19 protein-coding genes and 2 pseudogenes are annotated in these 21,770 nt (G+C 47.7%); 14 read left to right on the forward strand and 7 right to left on the reverse strand.

The genetic code is table 11. From position 1 onward, the window contains the following. Positions 1–38: 38 nt before the first annotated feature. The 4 genes from betI (at position 39) to ykgH (ending at position 4,677) form a co-directional block, all read left to right on the forward strand. Positions 39–626, forward strand: coding sequence for a transcriptional regulator BetI (betI, locus tag AB4H76_RS17880; protein ID WP_001301261.1), 588 nt, complete (start codon positions 39–41; stop codon positions 624–626). 13 nt (positions 627–639) lie between these two features. Further along, the gene (gene betB, locus AB4H76_RS17885; protein ID WP_000089084.1) at positions 640–2,112 is read left to right on the forward strand and encodes a betaine-aldehyde dehydrogenase; all 1,473 of its coding nucleotides are present in this window, start codon (positions 640–642) and stop codon (positions 2,110–2,112) included. 13 nt (positions 2,113–2,125) lie between these two features. Beyond that, the gene (gene betA, locus AB4H76_RS17890) at positions 2,126–3,796 is read left to right on the forward strand and encodes a choline dehydrogenase (RefSeq protein WP_077491948.1); all 1,671 of its coding nucleotides are present in this window, start codon (positions 2,126–2,128) and stop codon (positions 3,794–3,796) included. 212 nt (positions 3,797–4,008) lie between these two features. After that, positions 4,009–4,677 carry a protein YkgH gene (gene ykgH / locus AB4H76_RS17895; protein ID WP_077491950.1) on the forward strand — a complete coding sequence of 223 codons (669 nt, stop codon included), beginning with the start codon at positions 4,009–4,011 and terminating at the stop codon, positions 4,675–4,677. A gap of 242 nt (positions 4,678–4,919) precedes the next feature. On the opposite strand, the gene AB4H76_RS17900 is transcribed toward ykgH, so the two are convergent. The 4 genes from AB4H76_RS17900 to rclR form a co-directional block, all read right to left on the reverse strand. Then, on the reverse strand, positions 4,920–5,615 hold the full coding sequence (locus AB4H76_RS17900) for a LutC/YkgG family protein (protein WP_077491952.1): 696 nt from the start codon (positions 5,613–5,615) through the stop codon (positions 4,920–4,922). Then, entirely contained in the window at positions 5,608–7,035 is a 1,428-nt protein-coding gene (locus AB4H76_RS17905; RefSeq protein WP_000023927.1) for a LutB/LldF family L-lactate oxidation iron-sulfur protein, read from the reverse strand. Before AB4H76_RS17905 ends, AB4H76_RS17900 begins: the two co-directional genes overlap by 8 nt. Before the next feature lie 10 nt (positions 7,036–7,045). After that, the gene (locus tag AB4H76_RS17910; RefSeq protein WP_001102108.1) at positions 7,046–7,765 is read right to left on the reverse strand and encodes a (Fe-S)-binding protein; all 720 of its coding nucleotides are present in this window, start codon (positions 7,763–7,765) and stop codon (positions 7,046–7,048) included. A gap of 525 nt (positions 7,766–8,290) precedes the next feature. Next, the gene (gene rclR / locus AB4H76_RS17915) at positions 8,291–9,145 is read right to left on the reverse strand and encodes a reactive chlorine-specific transcriptional regulator RclR (RefSeq protein ID WP_000339594.1); all 855 of its coding nucleotides are present in this window, start codon (positions 9,143–9,145) and stop codon (positions 8,291–8,293) included. A gap of 225 nt (positions 9,146–9,370) precedes the next feature. Between rclR and rclA the strand changes: the two genes are divergently transcribed. The 3 genes from rclA to rclC all read left to right on the forward strand — a co-directional run bounded on the left by rclA (position 9,371) and on the right by rclC (position 11,646). Further along, positions 9,371–10,696 carry a reactive chlorine resistance oxidoreductase RclA gene (gene rclA, locus AB4H76_RS17920; protein ID WP_001046307.1) on the forward strand — a complete coding sequence of 442 codons (1,326 nt, stop codon included), beginning with the start codon at positions 9,371–9,373 and terminating at the stop codon, positions 10,694–10,696. Positions 10,697–10,804: 108 nt separating this feature from the next. Further along, positions 10,805–11,041, forward strand: coding sequence for a reactive chlorine resistance periplasmic protein RclB (gene rclB, locus AB4H76_RS17925; protein WP_000474077.1), 237 nt, complete (start codon positions 10,805–10,807; stop codon positions 11,039–11,041). A gap of 11 nt (positions 11,042–11,052) precedes the next feature. After that, positions 11,053–11,646 carry a reactive chlorine species resistance protein RclC gene (rclC, locus tag AB4H76_RS17930; protein WP_001299021.1) on the forward strand — a complete coding sequence of 198 codons (594 nt, stop codon included), beginning with the start codon at positions 11,053–11,055 and terminating at the stop codon, positions 11,644–11,646. Positions 11,647–11,804: 158 nt separating this feature from the next. Here the strand turns inward: rclC and AB4H76_RS17935 are convergent. Further along, positions 11,805–11,933, reverse strand: a pseudogene (locus AB4H76_RS17935) (aldo/keto reductase); the annotation flags it as partial. A 302-nt stretch (positions 11,934–12,235) separates the two neighbouring features. Here AB4H76_RS17935 and AB4H76_RS17940 point away from each other — a divergent pair. Further along, entirely contained in the window at positions 12,236–13,087 is an 852-nt protein-coding gene (locus AB4H76_RS17940; RefSeq protein ID WP_000621009.1) for a helix-turn-helix domain-containing protein, read from the forward strand. 139 nt (positions 13,088–13,226) lie between these two features. On the opposite strand, the gene fdeC is transcribed toward AB4H76_RS17940, so the two are convergent. Further along, entirely contained in the window at positions 13,227–17,483 is a 4,257-nt protein-coding gene (fdeC, locus tag AB4H76_RS17945) for an inverse autotransporter adhesin FdeC (RefSeq protein ID WP_001404662.1), read from the reverse strand. A 551-nt stretch (positions 17,484–18,034) separates the two neighbouring features. On the opposite strand from fdeC, the pseudogene AB4H76_RS17950 reads away from it, so the two are divergent. The 4 genes and pseudogenes from AB4H76_RS17950 to ykgO all read left to right on the forward strand — a co-directional run. Further along, positions 18,035–18,124 (forward strand): annotated as a pseudogene (locus AB4H76_RS17950) (hypothetical protein); the annotation flags it as partial. Between the two features lie 474 nt (positions 18,125–18,598). Next, complete coding sequence (gene ykgR, locus AB4H76_RS17955; protein ID WP_000662258.1) at positions 18,599–18,700, forward strand: small membrane protein YkgR; 102 nt, start codon at positions 18,599–18,601, stop codon at positions 18,698–18,700. Positions 18,701–19,063: 363 nt separating this feature from the next. Further along, positions 19,064–19,327 (forward strand): type B 50S ribosomal protein L31, encoded by a 264-nt coding sequence (locus tag AB4H76_RS17960; protein ID WP_069892442.1) that lies wholly within the window; start codon positions 19,064–19,066, stop codon positions 19,325–19,327. Then, complete coding sequence (ykgO, locus tag AB4H76_RS17965; RefSeq protein ID WP_000866436.1) at positions 19,327–19,467, forward strand: type B 50S ribosomal protein L36; 141 nt, start codon at positions 19,327–19,329, stop codon at positions 19,465–19,467. The genes AB4H76_RS17960 and ykgO overlap by 1 nt, the downstream gene beginning before the upstream one ends. A 34-nt stretch (positions 19,468–19,501) precedes the next feature. Here the strand turns inward: ykgO and ykgL are convergent, their stop codons facing one another. Next, positions 19,502–19,729, reverse strand: a complete 228-nt coding sequence (ykgL, locus tag AB4H76_RS17970; protein ID WP_001147279.1) for a protein YkgL — start codon at positions 19,727–19,729, stop codon at positions 19,502–19,504. An 823-nt stretch (positions 19,730–20,552) separates the two neighbouring features. Between ykgL and ecpR the strand changes: the two genes are divergently transcribed. After that, positions 20,553–21,095, forward strand: coding sequence for an ECP biosynthesis operon DNA-binding transcriptional regulator EcpR (gene ecpR / locus AB4H76_RS17975; RefSeq protein WP_001323479.1), 543 nt, complete (start codon positions 20,553–20,555; stop codon positions 21,093–21,095). Positions 21,096–21,169: 74 nt separating this feature from the next. Next, positions 21,170–21,757 (forward strand): common pilus major fimbrillin subunit EcpA, encoded by a 588-nt coding sequence (ecpA, locus tag AB4H76_RS17980; RefSeq protein WP_000730974.1) that lies wholly within the window; start codon positions 21,170–21,172, stop codon positions 21,755–21,757. Positions 21,758–21,770: the final 13 nt, after the last annotated feature.

Genomic DNA, 21,770 nt, shown 5'->3' on the forward strand with positions numbered 1-21,770 from the left:
TTAATAGATAAACACCGCTGATGAATGGAGTGGCGAAAATGCCCAAATTGGGGATGCAGTCGATCCGGCGCAGACAACTGATCGACGCCACACTGGAAGCAATAAATGAAGTGGGCATGCACGATGCAACGATCGCGCAGATCGCCCGCCGTGCAGGCGTTTCTACGGGGATCATCAGCCACTATTTCAGGGACAAAAATGGTCTGCTGGAAGCAACCATGCGCGATATCACCAGTCAGCTGCGTGACGCGGTTTTGAATCGATTACATGCACTTCCGCAGGGCAGTGCAGAGCTGCGATTACAGGCGATTGTTGGCGGAAACTTCGATGAAACGCAGGTGAGCAGTGCGGCGATGAAAGCCTGGCTGGCGTTCTGGGCCAGCAGTATGCATCAGCCGATGCTCTATCGTTTACAGCAGGTCAGCAGCCGCCGCTTGCTGTCGAATCTGGTGAGCGAGTTTCGCCGCGAATTGCCGCGCCACCAGGCACAGGAAGCGGGCTACGGCCTTGCCGCGCTGATTGACGGATTATGGCTGCGCGCGGCACTGAGCGGCAAACCGCTGGATAAACCTCTCGCACACTCGCTGACCCGTCACTTTATTACTCAGCATTTACCCACCGATTAACCGAGGAGACGTGATGTCCCGAATGGCAGAACAGCAGCTTTATATACATGGTGGTTATACCTCCGCCACCAGCGGTCGCACCTTCGAGACCATTAACCCGGCCAACGGTAACGTGCTGGCGACCGTGCAGGCCGCCGGGCGTGAGGATGTCGATCGCGCCGTGAAGAGTGCCCAACAGGGGCAAAAAATCTGGGCGGCGATGACCGCTATGGAACGCTCGCGTATTCTGCGTCGGGCCGTTGATATTCTGCGTGAACGCAATGACGAACTCGCAAAACTGGAAACCCTCGACACCGGAAAAGCATATTCGGAAACCTCAACCGTCGATATCGTTACCGGTGCGGACGTGCTGGAGTACTACGCCGGGCTGATCCCGGCGCTGGAAGGCAGCCAGATCCCGTTGCGTGAGACGTCATTTGTTTATACCCGCCGCGAACCGCTGGGCGTGGTGGCGGGGATTGGCGCATGGAACTACCCGATCCAGATTGCCCTGTGGAAATCCGCCCCGGCGCTGGCGGCAGGCAACGCAATGATTTTCAAACCGAGCGAAGTCACCCCGCTTACCGCGTTAAAGCTGGCTGAAATTTACAGCGAAGCGGGCCTGCCGGACGGCGTATTTAACGTGTTGCCGGGCGTGGGCGCGGAGACCGGGCAATATCTGACCGAGCATCCGGGCATTGCCAAAGTGTCATTTACCGGCGGTGTCGCCAGCGGCAAAAAAGTGATGGCTAACTCGGCGGCCTCTTCCCTGAAAGAAGTGACCATGGAACTGGGCGGTAAATCGCCGCTGATCGTTTTCGACGATGCGGATCTCGATCTCGCCGCCGATATCGCCATGATGGCAAACTTCTTCAGCTCCGGTCAGGTGTGTACCAATGGCACCCGCGTCTTCGTTCCGGCGAAATGCAAAGCCGCATTTGAGCAGAAAATTCTGGCGCGCGTTGAGCGCATTCGCGCGGGCGACGTTTTCGATCCGCAAACTAACTTCGGCCCGCTGGTCAGCTTCCCGCATCGCGATAACGTGCTGCGCTATATCGTCAAAGGCAAAGAGGAAGGCGCGCGCGTACTGTGCGGCGGCGATGTACTGAAAGGCGATGACTTCGATAACGGCGCATGGGTTGCACCGACCGTGTTCACCGATTGCAGCGACGATATGACCATCGTGCGTGAAGAGATCTTCGGGCCAGTGATGTCCATTCTGACCTACGAGTCGGAAGACGAAGTCATTCGCCGCGCTAACGATACCGACTACGGCCTGGCGGCGGGCATCGTGACGGCGGACCTGAACCGCGCGCATCGCGTCATTCATCAGCTGGAAGCGGGTATTTGCTGGATCAACACCTGGGGCGAATCCCCGGCAGAGATGCCCGTTGGCGGCTACAAACACTCCGGCATTGGTCGCGAGAACGGCGTGATGACGCTCCAGAGTTACACCCAGGTGAAGTCCATCCAGGTTGAGATGGCTAAATTCCAGTCCATATTCTAACCAGGAGGTTTATTTGCAATTTGACTACATCATTATTGGTGCCGGCTCAGCCGGCAACGTTCTCGCTACCCGTCTGACTGAAGATCCGAATACCTCCGTGCTGCTGCTTGAAGCGGGCGGCCCGGACTATCGCTTTGACTTCCGCACCCAGATGCCCGCTGCTCTGGCATTCCCGCTACAGGGTAAACACTACAACTGGGCCTATGAAACGGAACCTGAACCGTTTATGAATAACCGCCGCATGGAGTGCGGACGCGGTAAAGGTCTGGGTGGATCGTCGCTGATCAACGGCATGTGCTACATCCGTGGCAATGCGCTGGATCTCGATAACTGGGCGCAAGAACCCGGTCTGGAGAACTGGAGCTACCTCGACTGCCTGCCCTACTACCGCAAGGCCGAGACTCGCGATATGGGTGAAAACGACTATCACGGCGGTGATGGCCCGGTGAGCGTCACTACCTCCAAACCCGGCGTCAATCCGCTGTTTGAAGCGATGATTGAAGCGGGCGTGCAGGCGGGCTACCCGCGCACGGACGATCTCAACGGTTATCAGCAGGAAGGTTTTGGTCCGATGGATCGCACCGTCACGCCGCAGGGCCGTCGCGCCAGCACCGCGCGTGGCTATCTCGATCAGGCCAAATCGCGTCCTAACCTGACCATTCGTACTCACGCTATGACCGATCACATCATTTTTGACGGCAAACGCGCGGTGGGCGTCGAATGGCTGGAAGGCGACAGCACCATCCCAACCCGCGCAACGGCCAACAAAGAAGTGCTGTTATGTGCAGGCGCGATTGCCTCACCGCAGATCCTGCAACGCTCCGGCGTCGGCAACGCTGAACTGCTGGCGGAGTTTGATATTCCGCTGGTGCATGAATTACCCGGCGTCGGCGAAAATCTTCAGGATCATCTGGAGATGTATCTGCAATATGAGTGCAAAGAACCGGTTTCCCTCTACCCTGCCCTGCAGTGGTGGAACCAGCCGAAAATCGGTGCGGAGTGGCTGTTTGGCGGCACTGGCGTTGGTGCCAGCAACCACTTTGAAGCAGGTGGATTTATTCGCAGCCGTGAGGAATTTGCGTGGCCGAATATTCAGTACCATTTCCTGCCAGTAGCGATTAACTATAACGGCTCGAATGCAGTGAAAGAGCACGGTTTCCAGTGCCACGTCGGCTCAATGCGCTCGCCAAGCCGTGGGCATGTGCGGATTAAATCCCGCGACCCGCACCAGCATCCGGCGATTCTGTTTAACTACATGTCGCACGAGCAGGACTGGCAGGAGTTCCGCGACGCAATTCGCATCACCCGCGAGATCATGCATCAACCCGCGCTGGATCAGTATCGTGGCCGCGAAATCAGCCCCGGTGTCGAATGCCAGACGGATGAACAGCTCGATGAGTTCGTGCGTAACCACGCCGAAACCGCCTTCCATCCGTGCGGTACCTGCAAAATGGGTTACGACGAGATGTCCGTGGTTGACGGCGAAGGCCGCGTACACGGGTTAGAAGGCCTGCGTGTGGTGGATGCGTCGATTATGCCGCAGATTATCACCGGGAATTTGAACGCCACGACAATTATGATTGGCGAGAAAATAGCGGATATGATTCGTGGACAGGAAGCGCTGCCGAGGAGCACGGCGGGATATTTTGTGGCAAATGGGATGCCGGTGAGAGCGAAAAAATGAGTCGTGATGTGAACTAACGCAGGAACCGATCAGATTGAGAGTTACCGTTCCAGAGAGGGGGACCGAATCCTTATATAAACACTGAGGTAACTCTCATGCTTCATATCCAGTATTCATGATGCGGGCTTTTTGCTGATATTTAACCCGAACATTCCTGATACAGACTATTAATACAACCTTATCTGCGACAGATTTTATTCTCTGGATATATTATGCGTGAACAAATCAAACAGGATATCGATCTGATTGAGATTTTATTTTATCTGAAGAAAAAGATTCGTGTTATCTTTTTTATTATGGCTATATGTATGGCTATGGTGCTGTTGTTTCTGTATATCAATAAAGACAATATAAAAGTGATTTACAGCCTAAAAATAAACCAGACAACGCCAGGTATACTTGTTAGCTGTGATAGCAATAATAATTTTGCCTGTCAGACTACAATGACTGAAGATGTTATTCAGCGAATTACTACATTTTTTCACACCAGCCCAGATGTCAAGAACAGAGAAATAAGGCTGGAATGGTCAGGAGATAAGAGAGCTTTACCAACTGCTGAAGAGGAAATATCTCGCGTGCAGGCCTCTATTATCAAATGGTATGCGTCAGAATATCATAATGGCAGGCAAGTTCTCGATGAGATACAAACGCCTTCAGCAATTAACAGTGAGCTTTATACAAAAATGATATACCTGACCAGGAACTGGTCATTGTATCCGAACGGTGATGGCTGTGTAACTATAAGCTCACCAGAAATAAAAAATAAATACCCTGCTGCCATTTGCCTGGCTCTGGGATTTTTTCTAAGCATTGTAATTTCTGTAATGTTTTGCCTTGTCAAAAAAATGGTAGATGAATACCAACAAAACTCTGGGCAGTAATAAACAACATTTTGATAGAGAGTGCCTGTATAAAGCTGAAGTGACAATGACCGGGAAGGGAACCCGTTTTCAGGAATGGATGCCTGTCTTTTTCACTGTAAATATCCTGGCATTGGTAATACCAGGATATTTACAGAAGAGCAGCATAACCATGACGGAACGGGGTTAAGTCAGGTTGTCCTAAACGCTATTTTCAACCTCGTATGCCTTCTTCAGGTTTATGTTCAGACTTCATATCTCTCTCAACAATCCTCAATAATCAGATACACCGCTTTCACCGGGCCATGAACTCCGACGACTTTGATAAGCTCAATATCCGCCGTTGAACTGGGGCCGCTAATGATGTTAATGCAGGAAGGCATTCGTTCACCGGCCTGCGCTTTCTGATGCAATTTTTCTGCGAGTTGCGCTACACGCGGCAGGATAGTGCTTTTACGCAGGATAAAAAGAGAATATTCCGGGAGCAGGCTCAATGAACGCCCGCGCTCGGTGGCGGAAAAAAGAACCACGCCTCCCGATTCGGTTAAACCATATTCAGCATACACAACACCCACTTTAGCCTGCTCTGCCTGCGAGATATTCTCGGCACCTTTCGCCGGATCCCAAACAACGGCATTGCATTCCTGCTGCAAACGTTCGCTAATCCCCAATTCCTCCAGCCTCGTGTCACCGCTAATCACGACCGACTGATCTCCCAGCTCTTTACACAGACGTATTGCAGCTTCTGCCGCCTTCGCCTCGCTGGTCAGCTCACAGCGCGTCAACATAACATCGCTGGCAAACTGAATAAACGCGTCACAGCGCTGCTGTTGGTTAAGTTGGGTAAGCCGCTCGTTAGCATAGTTGTTAAGCGGCGCATCTTCTGCTTGCGGTTCAAGTCGCAGCGGGCGACCCAGTGCCTGAGCAACGTTATTCAAAAATTCGCCTCGATTATCCATTCTTTTTCTCCTGCGCCTGATGTTTCTTAAACCAACTACGGAAACTCTCTCCGTCAGCTTCAGGAAGATCGCGTGCTTCCATCCAGTCGCTAATCGCGCCAAATTTGAGTGGTGTTTTGCCGCCATTGATAAACCAGCTTGCCGCATGAGCACCGGCCATCATCCCGACTTTCCACAATCCTGGATGACTATTGGCATAAGCGAACATTTTTATCGCCCGTTGCTCTGCTTTTGCGGTGATCCCTTTTTCAGCCATCACCCGACGATGACGCAAAATCAGTTTTGACAGCGGAATACGCACCGGACACACGTTGTCACAAGCTGTGCATAAAGAGCAGGCGTAGGGTAAATCTTTAAAATCTTTATAGCCGCCAAGTAGCGGAGAAATCACCGCACCAATTGGCCCTGGATAAATAGAGCCATATCCATGACCGCCAATATGGCGATATGCCGGACAAGTATTCATACAAGCCCCGCAGCGAATACAGCGCAGCACATCCCGAAATTCAGAGGCCAGCACCTCAGAACGCCCGTTATCGACAATAACCAGATGAAACTCTTCAGGACCATCAACGTGCCCAGCTTCGCGCGGTCCTGTCAGCCAGGTGTTGTATCCCGTCAAACGTGCACCAACGGCACTGCGCGCCAGCATGGTGATCAATACATCTACCTCGGCAAACGTGGGGGCAATACGCTCCATTCCCATCACTGCAATATGCGTTTTAGGCAGCGTGGTACACATTCGCGCATTACCTTCATTGGTCACCAGGCATACCGAACCGGTCTCTGCCACCGCGAAATTACAGCCGGTAATACCTATTTCAGCACTGAGGAAATCTTCGCGGATTTTTTGCCGGATGAATAAGGTCATCGCTTCAGGCGTTTCCGGCCCCTCATAGCCCAGACGTTCGTGTAGCACTCGACGGATCTGATGGCGATCTTTATGAATTGCCGGGACCACAACATGAGATGGCGGATCTTGATCCAGCTGGAGAATATATTCACCCAGATCGGTTTCAATCACCTGAATGCCAGCATCCTGCAACACATGATTGACACCAATCTCTTCGGTCACCATCGATTTAGATTTCACCACCTTCCGGGCATTTTTGCGTTGGGCAACCTGTAAAATGTAGCGGGTAGCGTCTTCTTTGGTTCTTGCAAAATAGACGTGACCGCCGTTTTGCGTCACTTTTTCTGAGAGCTGGTACAGATAAGCGTCGAGATTACTCAGAACATGATCACGTATCTGGGCGGCCCGATCGCGCCACTCCTCCCAGTGCCCCAATTCATCGACCATTTTTTGCCGATTTGCCCCAATACGCTGCTGCGCGTTTGCCACCGCTTTGCGCATGATCGGATCTTCAATTTGCTGACGGATGCGTGTCTTAAAATCTGTATTACTGGTTTTGATCGACATCTTTATATCCTCAGCGGCTCATCAACACTTCAGCAATATGCATCACTTTGACTTTCTGCCCTTCCCGTTGTAATCGCCCACTGATGTTCAGCAGGCAACTCACGTCAGCACCAATTAAATACTCAGGGCGGACTTCCATCAGGTGCGCAACCTTTTCTTTCACCATCTCGCCGGATATTTCGGCCATTTTGACCGAGAACGTGCCGCCAAATCCGCAGCAGGTATCCTGTTCAGCAAAGGTCAACAGCTCCAGTCCACGCACATTTTTCAGCAGCGTAAGTGGCTCGTCCTTCACTCCCAGCTTACGGGCCAGGCTACAAGATGGGTGATACACCGCTCTCCCTTGCAAACTGGCACCTACATCGACTACCCCTAATTTATTAACAATAAAAGAGGTGAGATCCTGCATACGCGCGGCAACCTTTGCGGCACGTGATGCCCATTCAGGTTCATCCGCCAGATACGTCGGGTAACTTTTTACGGCATAGGTGCAAGAGCCAGCCGGTGAAATAATGGGATCGTCGTTATCCTCCAGTGCGGCGATCAGATTTTTCATCCCTGGAATCGCTTCTTTGATATAACCGCTATTGATCGCAGGCTGACCGCAGCATCCCTGTTTCTCCGGGAAATTTACGCGACAGCCGAGTTTTTCCAGTAGCAGCACGGAGTCTCGTGCCATTCTTGATTTCAGGGCGTCACCAATACAGGTGACAAAGAAATTGACATTCACAACTAATACTCCATTACTTCATGCCCATTTATGCCCGATGTTTCCCCCCACCGGGGGATCAATCATCAATAAATATGGCGTTCTTTTTTAATTGGCTAGCAACATACCACCCCTCATTTGTATGACAAATGATAATCTTTCATCCAAACGTCAAATGCAATAACTAATTTTATTTCTTTCGGCATCGCTCACATTTTATGGGGAAATCGACGATCATTTTTGGCATAAGAAATCCATTTAAAAATGGCTACATCCCTTATACCTATTCAGAGCTACTTATTCAGGGGTTATTGAGATATACACTGATGGTGTACAAAAAAATCACCGACAATAATCACGTATCAAGTAATAGTCGGGATTTTATTTAATTGAAGCAATTTAGTTTGCATTTTTATTTAAAAACTGAGCTAGAGTCCATCAGAAAAAATATATAAAGCCCAAACCACCGTTGGAAATAGAAATAGTTGAAAGGCTCACAACTCCCGGAATGCGGATTATCTTTGCCCTGATTTCTGGCGGTTTTATTCAGGGTGCAAGCTGTCTGACCCTTTCCCGATATTCTCCCGGGGTACAACCAAACTCGCGGACAAACGCCTTGTGAAAAGATGATTCACTGGCATAGCCTACTGACTCAGCGATCACCACAACAGGGAGCGTTTCCCGGGAAAACATCTGGGCCGCTATTTGTAGACGCAACTTTGTTAATACAGCCAGCGGCGTGGTTCCGGAAACATCACGGAAAAGCTGGGCAAAACTTGCCCGGGACATGTGAGCGATGCTGGCCAGCGATTCGACGGTCCAGGCGTGTCCTGGCATTTCCAGCATTTGCTGTATTACCGCACCAAGACGTGGATGCAGAAGCAAACTGAGAATGTTTTTCTCAGTATTAACCTGTGCAATCCACTCACGCACCGCGAGGGTAAAGAATGTAGCGCAGATCTGGCTACACAGTGCATCCACTCCCGGCATTGCCGATCTGGATTCCTGTTGTAAAAACGGGATCGCCTCCCTCAGCCAGTTATATTCCACGCTGTGGTTAACCGGTGCTAAAAACAGCGTTTCCGGCAAAGACGTTAAAAAATAACGCGCCGAATGTTGCAACCGAAGAGTGCCGCAGACAATACAGGTCGATTCATTATCGACATGACTCAGGCGATGAGCTGAATTTTGTGGTAGCAGGACCACATTTCCCGGGCGTAATGTAAAAATCTCCCCCGTCGGCATTTCCAGCTTCGCCGCTCCTTGCGTTAACGCATGCCAACGAATAACCGATAATTCCCCGGCACCATGTGGAAGCTGCCAGTCACTTCCTAACACGCAATTCTTATCGATCGTTCCTTGTGGAGCGTTAAGCATCAACAAACGGCTAAGGGCATCCATATCAGACTCCTGAGTGGTTTTTGATTACAAACACCAACAATCTTAGTAAATAACTAATCTAATACCATCAAATAGTTAATCATGATTTTTGTTTTGTGATTCTGATTAAGAAAAAGAAAATATCAGACGATAAGACAAAATATCAAGCGTTGTGAAGAAATGTTATTTGCTCTTTTGCGTCTATAGTCATGATGTCAAATGAACGCGTTTCGACAGGAAATCATCATGAATAAATATCAGGCAGTGATTATTGGTTTTGGCAAGGCTGGAAAAACATTAGCCGTCACGCTGGCAAAAGCAGGTTGGCGAGTGGCTCTCATCGAACAATCAAATGCAATGTATGGCGGGACCTGTATTAATATCGGCTGCATCCCAACCAAAACATTGGTTCATGACGCACAGCAGCACACAGATTTTGTCCGTGCCATACAGCGTAAAAATGAAGTGGTTAATTTTTTACGTAATAAGAATTTTCATAATCTTGCGGATATGCCCAATATCGACGTGATCGACGGCCAGGCGGAGTTTATCAATAATCATAGCCTGCGTGTTCATCGGCCTGAGGGAAATCTGGAAATTCATGGCGAGAAAATTTTTATTAATACCGGTGCACAAACCGTGGTTCCGCCAATTCCTGGAATTACCACCACGCCAGGAGTATATGACAGCACCGGATTACTTAATCTAAAAGAATTGCCTGGGCATTTAGGTATTTTGGGCGGCGGATATATTGGCGTTGAGTTCGCCTCTATGTTCGCTAATTTTGGCAGCAAGGTAACCATTTTAGAAGCAGCTTCGCTGTTTTTGCCTCGGGAAGATCGGGATATTGCTGATAATATCGCGACGATTTTACGCGATCAGGGCGTCGATATTATCCTCAATGCCCATGTGGAGCGAATCAGTCACCATGAAAATCAAGTGCAAGTGCATAGCGAGCACGCCCAACTGGCGGTGGATGCACTGTTAATAGCTTCCGGTCGTCAACCGGCTACCGCTTCGTTACATCCAGAAAATGCCGGTATCGCAGTAAACGAGCGCGGGGCAATTGTCGTTGACAAGCGATTACATACCACCGCAGACAATATTTGGGCGATGGGAGATGTTACCGGCGGGCTGCAATTTACTTACATATCACTGGATGATTACCGCATTGTACGTGATGAGTTACTGGGTGAAGGCAAACGTAGTACTGATGATCGGAAAAATGTGCCTTATTCCGTATTTATGACACCGCCCCTGTCCAGGGTTGGTATGACAGAAGAACAAGCCAGAGAGAGTGGTGCTGATATTCAGGTGGTGACATTGCCTGTAGCTGCAATTCCGCGTGCCAGAGTGATGAATGATACTCGTGGGGTATTAAAAGCGATTGTTGATAATAAAACCCAACGTATGTTAGGGGCATCACTGCTGTGTGTTGACTCCCACGAGATGATCAATATAGTGAAAATGGTGATGGATGCCGGGCTGCCTTATAGCATATTACGCGATCAGATATTTACTCATCCGTCGATGAGCGAATCACTCAATGATCTATTTTCATTAGTCAAATAAACTCAAAATCAGACGCCAGAACAAATATTCTGGCGTCTCAGAGAAAAGAATCTTATTAATTCCCTGTTACTCTATAACTTCTTAATCACTTCATTGATGGTATTTTATATGTTTAAAAAATCCGTTTTATTTGCAACACTATTATCTGGCGTTATGGCATTTTCCACCAATGCAGATGATAAAATAATTCTGAAACATATCAGCGTCTCGTCAGTATCAGCATCACCTACAGTTCTGGAGGATGCCATTGCTGATATAGCCAGAAAATATAATGCTTCATCCTGGAAAGTCACATCGATGCGAATTGATAATAATTCAACCGCAACAGCAGTATTGTATAAATAAGGATGTTCACAATGGAAAAATACCTGCACCTGTTAAGTCGGGGAGATAAAATTGGCCTGACATTGATTCGTCTGAGTATTGCAATTGTTTTTATGTGGATTGGGTTATTAAAGTTTGTCCCTTACGAGGCAGACAGCATTACACCATTCGTCGCAAACAGTCCACTAATGTCGTTCTTTTATGAACACCCGGAAGACTATAAACAGTATCTGACTCACGAAGGCGAATACAAACCAGAAGCAAGGGCATGGCAAACGGCCAATAATACCTATGGTTTTTCCAACGGTCTTGGCGTCGTGGAGGTGATTATTGCTCTGCTGGTTTTGGCTAATCCTGTCAATCGCTGGTTAGGTTTATTGGGAGGACTGATGGCATTTACCACGCCGCTGGTAACACTCTCATTTTTAATCACCACCCCGGAGGCATGGGTACCCGCATTGGGTGACGCTCATCATGGTTTCCCTTATTTATCCGGTGCTGGTCGCCTGGTATTGAAAGATACTCTGATGCTGGCAGGTGCTGTCATGATAATGGCAGATTCGGCGCGGGAAATTCTTAAACAACGCAGTAATGAATCCAGTTCAACGTTAAAAACTGAATATTGATAATCCGAACACTGTCTGTTGTTCACTTTTTCAGGTGTCAGGCCCCCTTTCTGATGATGAAGCCTGACGCCATATTACCGGAGATATGACAGAGTGAAGATCAATATCACTCCCTGTTAAAAGGTTTTTGTCGTCTTAGGTAAAATACATGATTAATATCAATCATGTATTTTTACAGCAAGACAACCACGAACAAATTCAGGATTAAAATGTTTTACCGACTCCCCAACATAACCCAAATCAAGCGAACTAATTTGTGCCATTTCTTTATCTGTCAGTGAGAAATCGATTTTTGATGGGCATCTGCAATACTCTGAAGCAGACTATACGGAAAATTCCACTGTCAGTCCCTCCATTAGGCATGAACAATGAGTCTACGTTAAAACGTAACCTCAAAGTAGTATGTGGGTTTTGATATCACTTATGCAAAAAATTCATTAATAATGTAGGACTGAAACCTCTCTATTTTCGGGGACAACGAAGCAGACGCTACCAGTGCTTTTGCCTTCGCCCTTGCTATTTTTGATACACTTAGGGCCCAGGGTATAACGAAAATGTGCGATATGACAAAGAATTAACGGAGAATGAGATGATCAGGCAGAAGATTCTACAGCAGCTCCTGGAGTGGATTGAGTGCAATCTTGAGCACCCTATTTCAATCGAAGATATCGCACAGAAATCTGGCTACAGCAGACGCAACATCCAGCTTCTGTTCCGAAATTTCATGCATGTGCCTTTGGGAGAATACATTCGCAAACGAAGGCTTTGTCGTGCCGCCATTCTTGTCCGGCTCACCGCGAAATCTATGCTTGATATTGCACTCTCTTTGCATTTTGATTCACAGCAGTCATTCAGCCGCGAATTTAAAAAGTTATTCGGCTGCTCTCCCCGTGAATACCGCCACCGTGATTATTGGGATCTCGCAAATATCTTCCCTTCTTTTTTAATACGCCAACAGCAAAAGACGGAGTGTAGATTAATCAACTTTCCTGAGACACCTATTTTTGGCAACTCATTTAAATATGACATTGAAGTGTCGAATAAATCACCGGATGAAGAAGTCAAACTACGACGTCATCATTTAGCCAGATGTATGAAGAATTTTAAGACGGATATCTATTTCGTTTCCACGTTTGAACCGTCAACAAAATCGGTCGATTTGCTCACGGTTGAAACTTTTGCTGGTACGGTATGTGAATATGCTGACATGCCAAAAGAGTGGACAACGACCCGAGGACTTTATGCCTCTTTCCGTTATGAAGGAAACTGGGAAAATTATCCTGACTGGGTGCGTAACATCTATCTGATAGAGTTACCTGCCAGGGGGTTAGCCAGAGTGAACGGCAGCGATATTGAGCGCTTTTATTACAATGAAGATTTCGTAGAAAAGGATGGCAATGATGTTGTTTGCGAAATTTTTATTCCCGTTCGTCCGGTTTAGTTGGTCACTATCTCTTATTGAGTTTTATCCTTGCCTGATACTATTTAATCAGTATCAGGCAAGGTATTCAGTGAATAATGGCGTTGAATATTTCAACACCATTATTCTTTATTAGATCGTAACTTTCATACTATTCAAATTATGGCATCTCCTCCTCGCCATTTTCAGTCTCTGCAGCAACGGCGTTAATTGTCACCTTCACAGGCGTCATTTCGTACCCGCCATACGTCAGTGCGTTGAATGTGAACGTATAGACACCTGGCTTGCTGGTACTAAATGTACGCGTGATTTTCCCACCTGAGAAATGGTCAGCCTTCGACGGCAGGAATTGATAATCCTTCTCCGTCACTCCTTCCGGAGCCTCAATGTCGACCCACATACTTCCTCCTACGGGATTGACTCCCGCCATCAGGGTAACCGTCATTGTTGCAGTAGTCTTCCCGTCCGCCACCAGAGAATCTACACGTTCTGGAGATGCGGCGAGCACCGCGTTTTTATCATCCGCGACGAATTTAGATTCAGCAGTTTTCGTCGATACCTGACCGTTGGCCTGTTCCACTTTCGCCGTGAGTGTATATGTCGCTGCGATAGTGGTAGAGCCGGTGAAAACAGCCTGTCCTTGCTCATTAGTTTTCGCCGTCCCTTTAGGATCCAGAACTAAATTTTCCGAGCTGGCAGTCAGCGTCACGTCGCTATCCTTCAACAGGTTGTTATTGGCATCAGTCACCGTAACTTTATACGTCTGTTTGGTTTTGCCATCCGCCACTGCACGGTTGCCAATCACCTCAATACTGGAGATGGTCGCCGTAGTCTTATCGGCCACAAACGTTACAGACTGCGCATTCGAAGGCTGGTCATTTCCTGCCGACGCCGTGATCTCATACGTTCCGGCAGTCACGGAGACCACTTTCAGTTCCGCTTTACCCTCCTTGTCGGCGTTCACCATGATATTACCGTCTGCAAGCGGTTTGACGCCCCGAGGCAGATTAAAGACGACCACAGCGCCAGGCAGAAGGTTGCCGTATTGATCCTTAACCGTTGCCGTCAGCGTAAAGGCATCATTGTCGTTTGCCACTTTTGGCGTGCTGCCATCAACCTCCAGGGTCGCCTGACCGGTACTGAAATCCGCCTTGAATTTCACCGTAACCGTCTTCTGAGCATTATTCACTGAGGCCGTGATGCTGTGTTCCCCCGCAACCGTTGACATAAGCTCAATGTCCACTTTCCCTGCCGCATTGGTTGTTACTGTATTCCCCGTCTTGCTGGTCACACCCTGCGGTAAAGTCAGCGTAACTTCTTGCCCCTGCAACGGGTTACCATAGCTGTCCACGACGGTCAGGGTTATCTGGTTAGCAGACTGTCCATTAGCCAGTTGGTTATTAACCTTCACTGTCATATCACGAATCTCAGCCTTAGATGCGTCACCTGCAACGTTCAGCACCAGTGGCTGAGCAACGGCATTTTGGCCGTTCACTCGCGGCATCACAGACAACTGACCCGCGGCAGATCCCAGCGTTAAGGTCGCCACGTAGACCCCATTACCTTTCTCTGTCCAGTTTCCTGCTGAAGGACGCTCACTCCCCGTGCTGGCGGCACCGCTAAACACTGGTGCATCTGGCTTCAGCCCGGTGACCGGGTTCCCGTACGCATCCTTCACGGTGAAGGTGAGTTCCGTCGTCATTTTGACGGTCGGAGCCTTATTGGCCGCAACAAGCGTAGAGTTCGCTGATGACATCTCTCCGGCGATGACCGTCAACTGCGCGGCTTCGGTGGCTGCTGGCTGGCCGTTGAAGAGCGGCATGACACGAAGCTCGCCCGTCTTTCCGCCTGTAGTTAACGTAGCAACATAGGAACCGTCACCTTTTTCGGTCCAACTGGAAACGGTCGCCCCTTCAGAGGCGGTCCCCGTCAAACTTGCCGACAACGAAAGACCACTGATAGTGTTGCCATGTGCATCTTTTGCAATAAGCGTCACGGTTGTGCTTTCGCCGGCTTTTACGTGATCTTCTGCGACAGAGACTTTCGACTGGTTTGAAGATAACGCATCAGCCACCACGGTTACTTTTGCCGCATTTGCTGCCGCATCCTGTCCATTTAGCTTCGGCATAACTTCTAATTCACCCGCCGTAGAGCCGAGAGTAATCTGCGCAGTCCACGTCCCATCACCATTATTTGTCCAGCCAGATGCCGTAGAACCTACAGCAGCGGCACCCGCTAATGACGGCGCTTCCGGCGTGAGGCTGGTCACAGGGTTGTCATAGGCATCTTTTGCCGTCCAGATTGCCGTAACTGTACCGCCAACCACCGGTTTATCAGGATTCAGGGTGATGGACGAATGTGCTGCATCAAGCGGACCGGCAACAAACTTCAGCGTTTGTTGTAATGTGCCCAGCTGATACTGCTCGCTGAAAGCACGCACAACAACGTTTCCGGCACGGGTCGAAGAAACCGTGGCGCTGTAAACGCCTGGTTTTATTTCCGAAATGGCACCAACGGTTACACCATTAGTGTCTTGCGGAACAAATCGCAAGCGGCTGGCTTCTCCCGTCACCGGATTACCCTCGGAGTCCACCGCAGTCAACGTCAACGTATAGGCTTGCTGACCATCAGCAACCACATCACCTGACGGCTCGTTAGCGCTCAGGGTGGAGTTTGCCACATCCATCATCGTGGCCCGCAGTTCTGCAGTGACGGTTTTGCTCATGCCATCAACGCTAACAGTAATCGTTGCCTCACCTGACTGCGTTCCGGTAGTAAAGACAGACTGATACACCCCTGCTTCAGTTTCGGTGAACTCACCCAGTGTTGGCTTTGCCTGTGATTTAGTGGCCTTCAGGGAACGAGTCACAATATTTCCAGCCGGTTTGAAGGCTAGTTCAGTCTTGATCTGATCTTTCATGCCCGTGACTGGCTGCCCCTCGGCGTCGCGCAGAGACAGCACCAGCGGTCTTTGCTCATTACCGTTAGCAAGCATTTGAATACGGCTCTGACCGTCAAGCGTTAACGCCGTGCGATCGGCGCTCATACCTGCTCCGGTAATGACCACCTCTGTCTGCACGCGTTTTGAGGCATTGCCTTTGTTATCGTAGGCAACCGCAGAAATCGCATAATAATTGTCTTTGCCTGGACGATAAGCCGGGAGCGTTACTTGCCACTGACTACCCTGACCGGTAATTTTGCCACCCTCAGCCAGTAATGACGGCGCTTCCCACTGCACATTTTTCAGTCCGTGAGTTGCTTTGCTGACCACAAGCCCCAGGGAAAGTGTCTGACCACCCTTACCTTCAATACGTTCAGGCAGAGCAATACGGATCACTTCAGATTTGCGGTACTCAAGAACGATGTTGTTATTACGCTCAACCAGGTCATAGCGGCTGCCTGCCAGTACCCGACGCTCGCGAATGCTGTCTGTATCGAGTTGTTTCGCCAGAGGTTCGCCAATCCGATAATTAACTTCCAGGCCAAAGCGAGTGTCATTCTCACCACTCTTGCCCTGCTTATGCCCGGCGCTCAGTGTCAGAAGAGGCACTGGCGTATAGGTCACCTCGGCAGAAATAGCATGCGGGTCTTTCTGGCGCTTATCTTTACCAAACAGCCCGACTTCATCGCCATAATACTGTTCATACATCAGGCTTGCGCCAAGCTGCGGCCAGGCGGGTAAATAGCCCTCAGCACGAATATCCCAGCCATTCGCCGGGCGTTCCTGATAATCCTCAACATCCGGCGATTTTTTCCAGCCAGAAGCCCGGATATAACCATTGGCGCTCAGTTTCAGATAATCGCGCCAGTATTCCGCACCAACACCAATGCGGGTATGACTACGGGATAAATCATGGTCGATAAAGGTGTTCACCCCCGCCATCCAGTCATTTCCTGAAAAATGACGCCAGCCAAAACCAATATTTGACTGAGTACGATCGTCGGTACGATGTATTGCTCCCTGAGTGAACAACATATTTGTTGGCGTATCATAAATCGGATAAAGCATTTCCAGCGAAGAATCCTTCAGCGAGAAATCTTTATCGACATTCAGTTTGACGCGCGCAGTACCATATTTCCCGAGCCACTCCTGTATTTCCTGGTTAGCTTTAGCTGTGGCCATTCCGGTAATAAAGTTACGTGTCGCATCGCTATCTGGCTGACTGCTTAAAAATGTCCCGGCATTTGCGGCAAACGACGCGACATTTTTCTCCACGTTATTATCAGCAGTTACCGTAGTATTTCCCATGCTCAACCGTGGCTGAACCGCATGCTGCGCACGTGCCGCCATTACTGGGGTAAAGGTGACAGCGAGTGGAAAAAGAACCTGAACAGAGATATTTGCCCACGCCACGCAGCGGGCCAGAACTGAATAACGAAATCGTGGTTGTTTATGACCTGTTTTATAATGTGACATTGAGATAATTTCCTGATGAACGAATTAACGAACATAGGCAGACACAAATAATGGCGTCTGCTTGTCAGAAAAACCGGGGATTTCCCGATTTCCTTTTCCGCAGAAAAGGAAATACCTTTATGTAAGAAAGTGCACCGCCACCTAATATATCCAGTGCCTGTAGCCACTCATCAGGTGGTTGGGCGCGGGATTATATTTTTATTTATGGGGGAAAATTTAGCTTTTTGTGCAAGTCATTAAATAGATACCTAAGTTATATTTCTTACTCTGCGGACAGTGAATAATTCACTATTCAGAGTGAATAACAATGACCTGCCTTTAATTAAAACTATTGGAAATACGTCGAAATAGGTATATATGCCAGGATAAACCAATATATTTTTTATGGATATTCATTTTCCTTCATCGGACTGTAAATTGCGGAGATATCGAACTTGCACTACCCATCGCAACACTCAAACAGATTTATGAATTTCGTTCATAACCCCTGACAAATTCTGCCGTCTAATCGAGCTTTTCCCTTTACGTTATGCTTCTCATGAACGATAACACAACTTGTTCATGAATTAACCATTCCGGATAAACTATGGGATCAAATTCAGGCATCGAAAGGAACTGGCTGGTTTCCGTTAATGGATTAAATATCTATTATTCTCCCGAGAGAAAAAACTATCAAATCAATGAGTAACCGATACAGCCTCACAAATTCTTTCAGATAATTAACCCGTCACTGCGGCACGTTCTCTCATAAGGCGTGCCTGCAGTGTAATCCAGTATGTATCCGGCATAGTTGACGGTTTAATAGAACTCAATTCCTCTCCCAGGTCACCAACAACGATATCTTGTATAACACCCCAGGAGATACGACATTATGATGAGATGCGATATGCTCCTCAGCACCAATCAACGCCCGGACTGGGCCAGTCTTGAGATCAGACTCATTCCCGGAACTGACTTCAGGCGACATATATCAATGACGTTGGTGCAATAAAAGATAGTTGATGTAATACATCTATTCAAATTTGTGATACATGTCAAAAAATTGGTTGATCAAACTCGTTATTTATATAAGGGCACTTACGAAGTGCACTCTTTTTTAAAGCGAGGAAGTACCAATGAAAGAGAATAAAGTACAGCAAATCAGTCATAAACTGATTAATATCGTTGTTTTTGTCGCAATTGTAGAATACGCCTATTTATTTCTCCATTTCTATTAATAACGGAAATAAACTGTTCACTTCAGTGATATTTAAAATATGCATCCTCTCCCTTTTTTGTAAGTAATTATTATATCCGTGGGAGAGGAATACACGCTGTCAGGTAATCAATCATACTGCGATAAATCATCGGCCAGTAAAGTGGAGATAACCTCCATTCTCGAAAAATCCATACTCTCAGCAAAACCATCATCAATCACTCATCCAGGCGTTTATGGGAGCGTCACCAATGGCTGCTAACAATGCCAGAGTTCCCCGTTGCGAAAATTCCACATCCACAAAGAGTCACAGGGATTGAGTGTTGAAATGATCCGGATGAGCATGTATCTTTATGGTTATGTTATAACATAACAGGTAAAAATGATGAAGCCCAATATCCATCCTGAGTATCGTACTGTGGTGCTCCACGACACCAGTGTTGATGAGTACTTTAAAATCGGCTCGACTATCAAAACAGACCGTGAGATTGAGCTGGATGGCGTAACGTATCCATACGTGACAATTGATGTCTCTTCTAAATCGCACCCGTTCTATACAGGGAAGCTGAGAACAGTGGCATCAGAAGGAAATGTTGCACGATTCACCCAACGTTTTGGTCGTTTTGTTAGCACGAAAAAGGGGGCGTGATGAAAGTTCTTAACTCTCTGCGTACCGCAAAAGAACGCCATCCAGACTGTCAGATTGTGAAGCGAAAAGGACGGCTATATGTGATTTGTAAATCTAATCCACGTTTTAAGGCCGTTCAGGGTCGTAAGAAAAAACGTTGATTCAAAATTCGACGGATTAACGATATTTGTCTGATTAATAATCAGATCGGATTAATGTTGGTGTGTTTATAACACCAACATTAATTTTCCTGGGGATATATTCTTCCTGTTCATTTGAGGCCAACTGCCTGACGTTTCTCTCCGAATATTCCATTATCTTAATGTTGACTTGTTGACCAGCTTCGCCCCTGTATGCTGGCATCAACCCTCTTTTAGACTGAACACGCCACTCAGTCTCCTCCCTTTGCGGCGCAGCCTGCATTTTCACTCAAACTGTTAAGATGATAAATGTGGTAAATCTGTTGGTACTAACATAAAAACGTTTACGCCACAGGAACAGTCTGATCCACCGGTAACCCCGTCGCCGACGTTCGAGTGCCAGTTAGAGTAACGCGCACAGATAACTGAATGCAGTGCCCTGACAAAAAGGCCATCGTTCCTGTGACAGCTGGCAGCCTTCGTTTAACTTCACTTAATCTGGCTCTTGGGGGCTTACCGAACAGATGACGTGCATACGCCCGTTCAATTTTCCATTACTTATTGGAATGAACACCTGTAACCATTTTGTGCGGCATGTTAATCCATTAAAATATCTTACTGATTGGCAAATCATCTTCAATGACAGCTCATCATAGTTTTATATTCTATCCCTTACCCTTAAAACTTGTTTTTTTACTAGTCCATCACACAGCGCATTAAGACTATTCCTAACACTTCAGGGCAAAGTTCCTGACCAATATAAAATGCAAGTAAGAATTGAACGTTATATTGCCAATAACCTTATGAAACCAAATGTCTTTTTCTTCTTATCAAAAAAGCAATATTTTCAGTTTTTCTAAATATTGACTTAACCATTGAATTCCTTTTCCGTTCACATATTGACACTCATCGGGAAAAAAAACATAAATTTAAGCCCAATCGAAAATAATTAAACTTAATCTCGTTTAACCTTTATTGATATGTACTACGTATCTTATTTACTTCCGGTTTACTAAGGAAACTGAATGCACCTGTAAAAATTACAGGTTTGGAAAGTAGTGACATGGCAAAGTGATTACAGTAGGGACTATGAGGTTAAAAACCATATGGAATGTCAAAACCGTTCTGATAAATACATCTGGTCTCCCCATGACGCCTACTTCTATAAAGGACTATCTGAACTGATTGTGGATATCGACAGATTAATTTATCTATCGTTGGAGAAAATTAGAAAAGATTTCGTGTTTATCAATCTCAGTACGGATTCTTTATCTGAATTTATAAACCGTGATAATGAATGGTTATCCGCGGTAAAGGGGAAACAGGTCGTATTGATTGCGGCCAGAAAGTCAGAAGCCTTAGCAAATTATTGGTATTACAATAGCAATATTAGGGGCGTGGTATACGCTGGACTGAGTCGTGATATTAGAAAAGAACTGGCCTATGTGATTAATGGCAGGTTCCTGAGAAAAGATATTAAGAAAGATAAAATCACGGACCGGGAAATGGAAATTATCCGCATGACGGCCCAGGGAATGCAACCTAAATCGATTGCCAGAATTGAAAATTGTAGTGTGAAGACAGTGTATACCCATCGGCGTAATGCTGAGGCCAAGCTGTACTCAAAAATATATAAGTTGGTTCAGTAAACTCCAGGCAAGTTAGTTTTAAAAAATGACTCACTGGGACATCACGTCCTCAATTCAACTCGGGAAGAAATGCAATGAAAAAAAAGGTTCTGGCAATAGCTCTGGTAACGGTGTTTACCGGCATGGGTGTGGCGCAGGCTGCTGACGTAACAGCTCAGGCTGTAGCGACCTGGTCGGCAACAGCCAAAAAAGACACCACCAGTAAGCTGGTTGTGACGCCACTCGGTAGCCTGGCGTTCCAGTATGCCGAAGGCATTAAAGGTTTTAACTCACAGAAAGGTCTATTTGACGTGGCTATCGAGGGTGACTCAACGGCTACCGCCTTTAAACTGACCTCACGTCTTATCACCAACACATTAACCCAGTTGGATACCTCAGGTTCCACACTGAATGTGGGCGTGGATTATAACGGCGCGGCAGTCGAAAAAACTGGCGATACCGTGATGATCGATACCGCCAACGGCGTACTGGGCGGCAACCTTAGCCCGCTGGCTAACGGTTACAATGCCAGCAATCGTACCACCGCACAGGATGGTTTCACCTTCACCATCATCAGCGGCACCACCAATGGTACCACCGCAGTAACCGATTACAGCACTCTACCGGAAGGCATCTGGAGCGGCGACGTTAGCGTACAGTTCGACGCGACCTGGACCAGTTAATCTCTCTGATGTA

It is taken from the genome of Escherichia sp. UTM R2 (assembly GCF_048593455.1).
GTDB lineage: Bacteria > Pseudomonadota > Gammaproteobacteria > Enterobacterales > Enterobacteriaceae > Escherichia > Escherichia coli.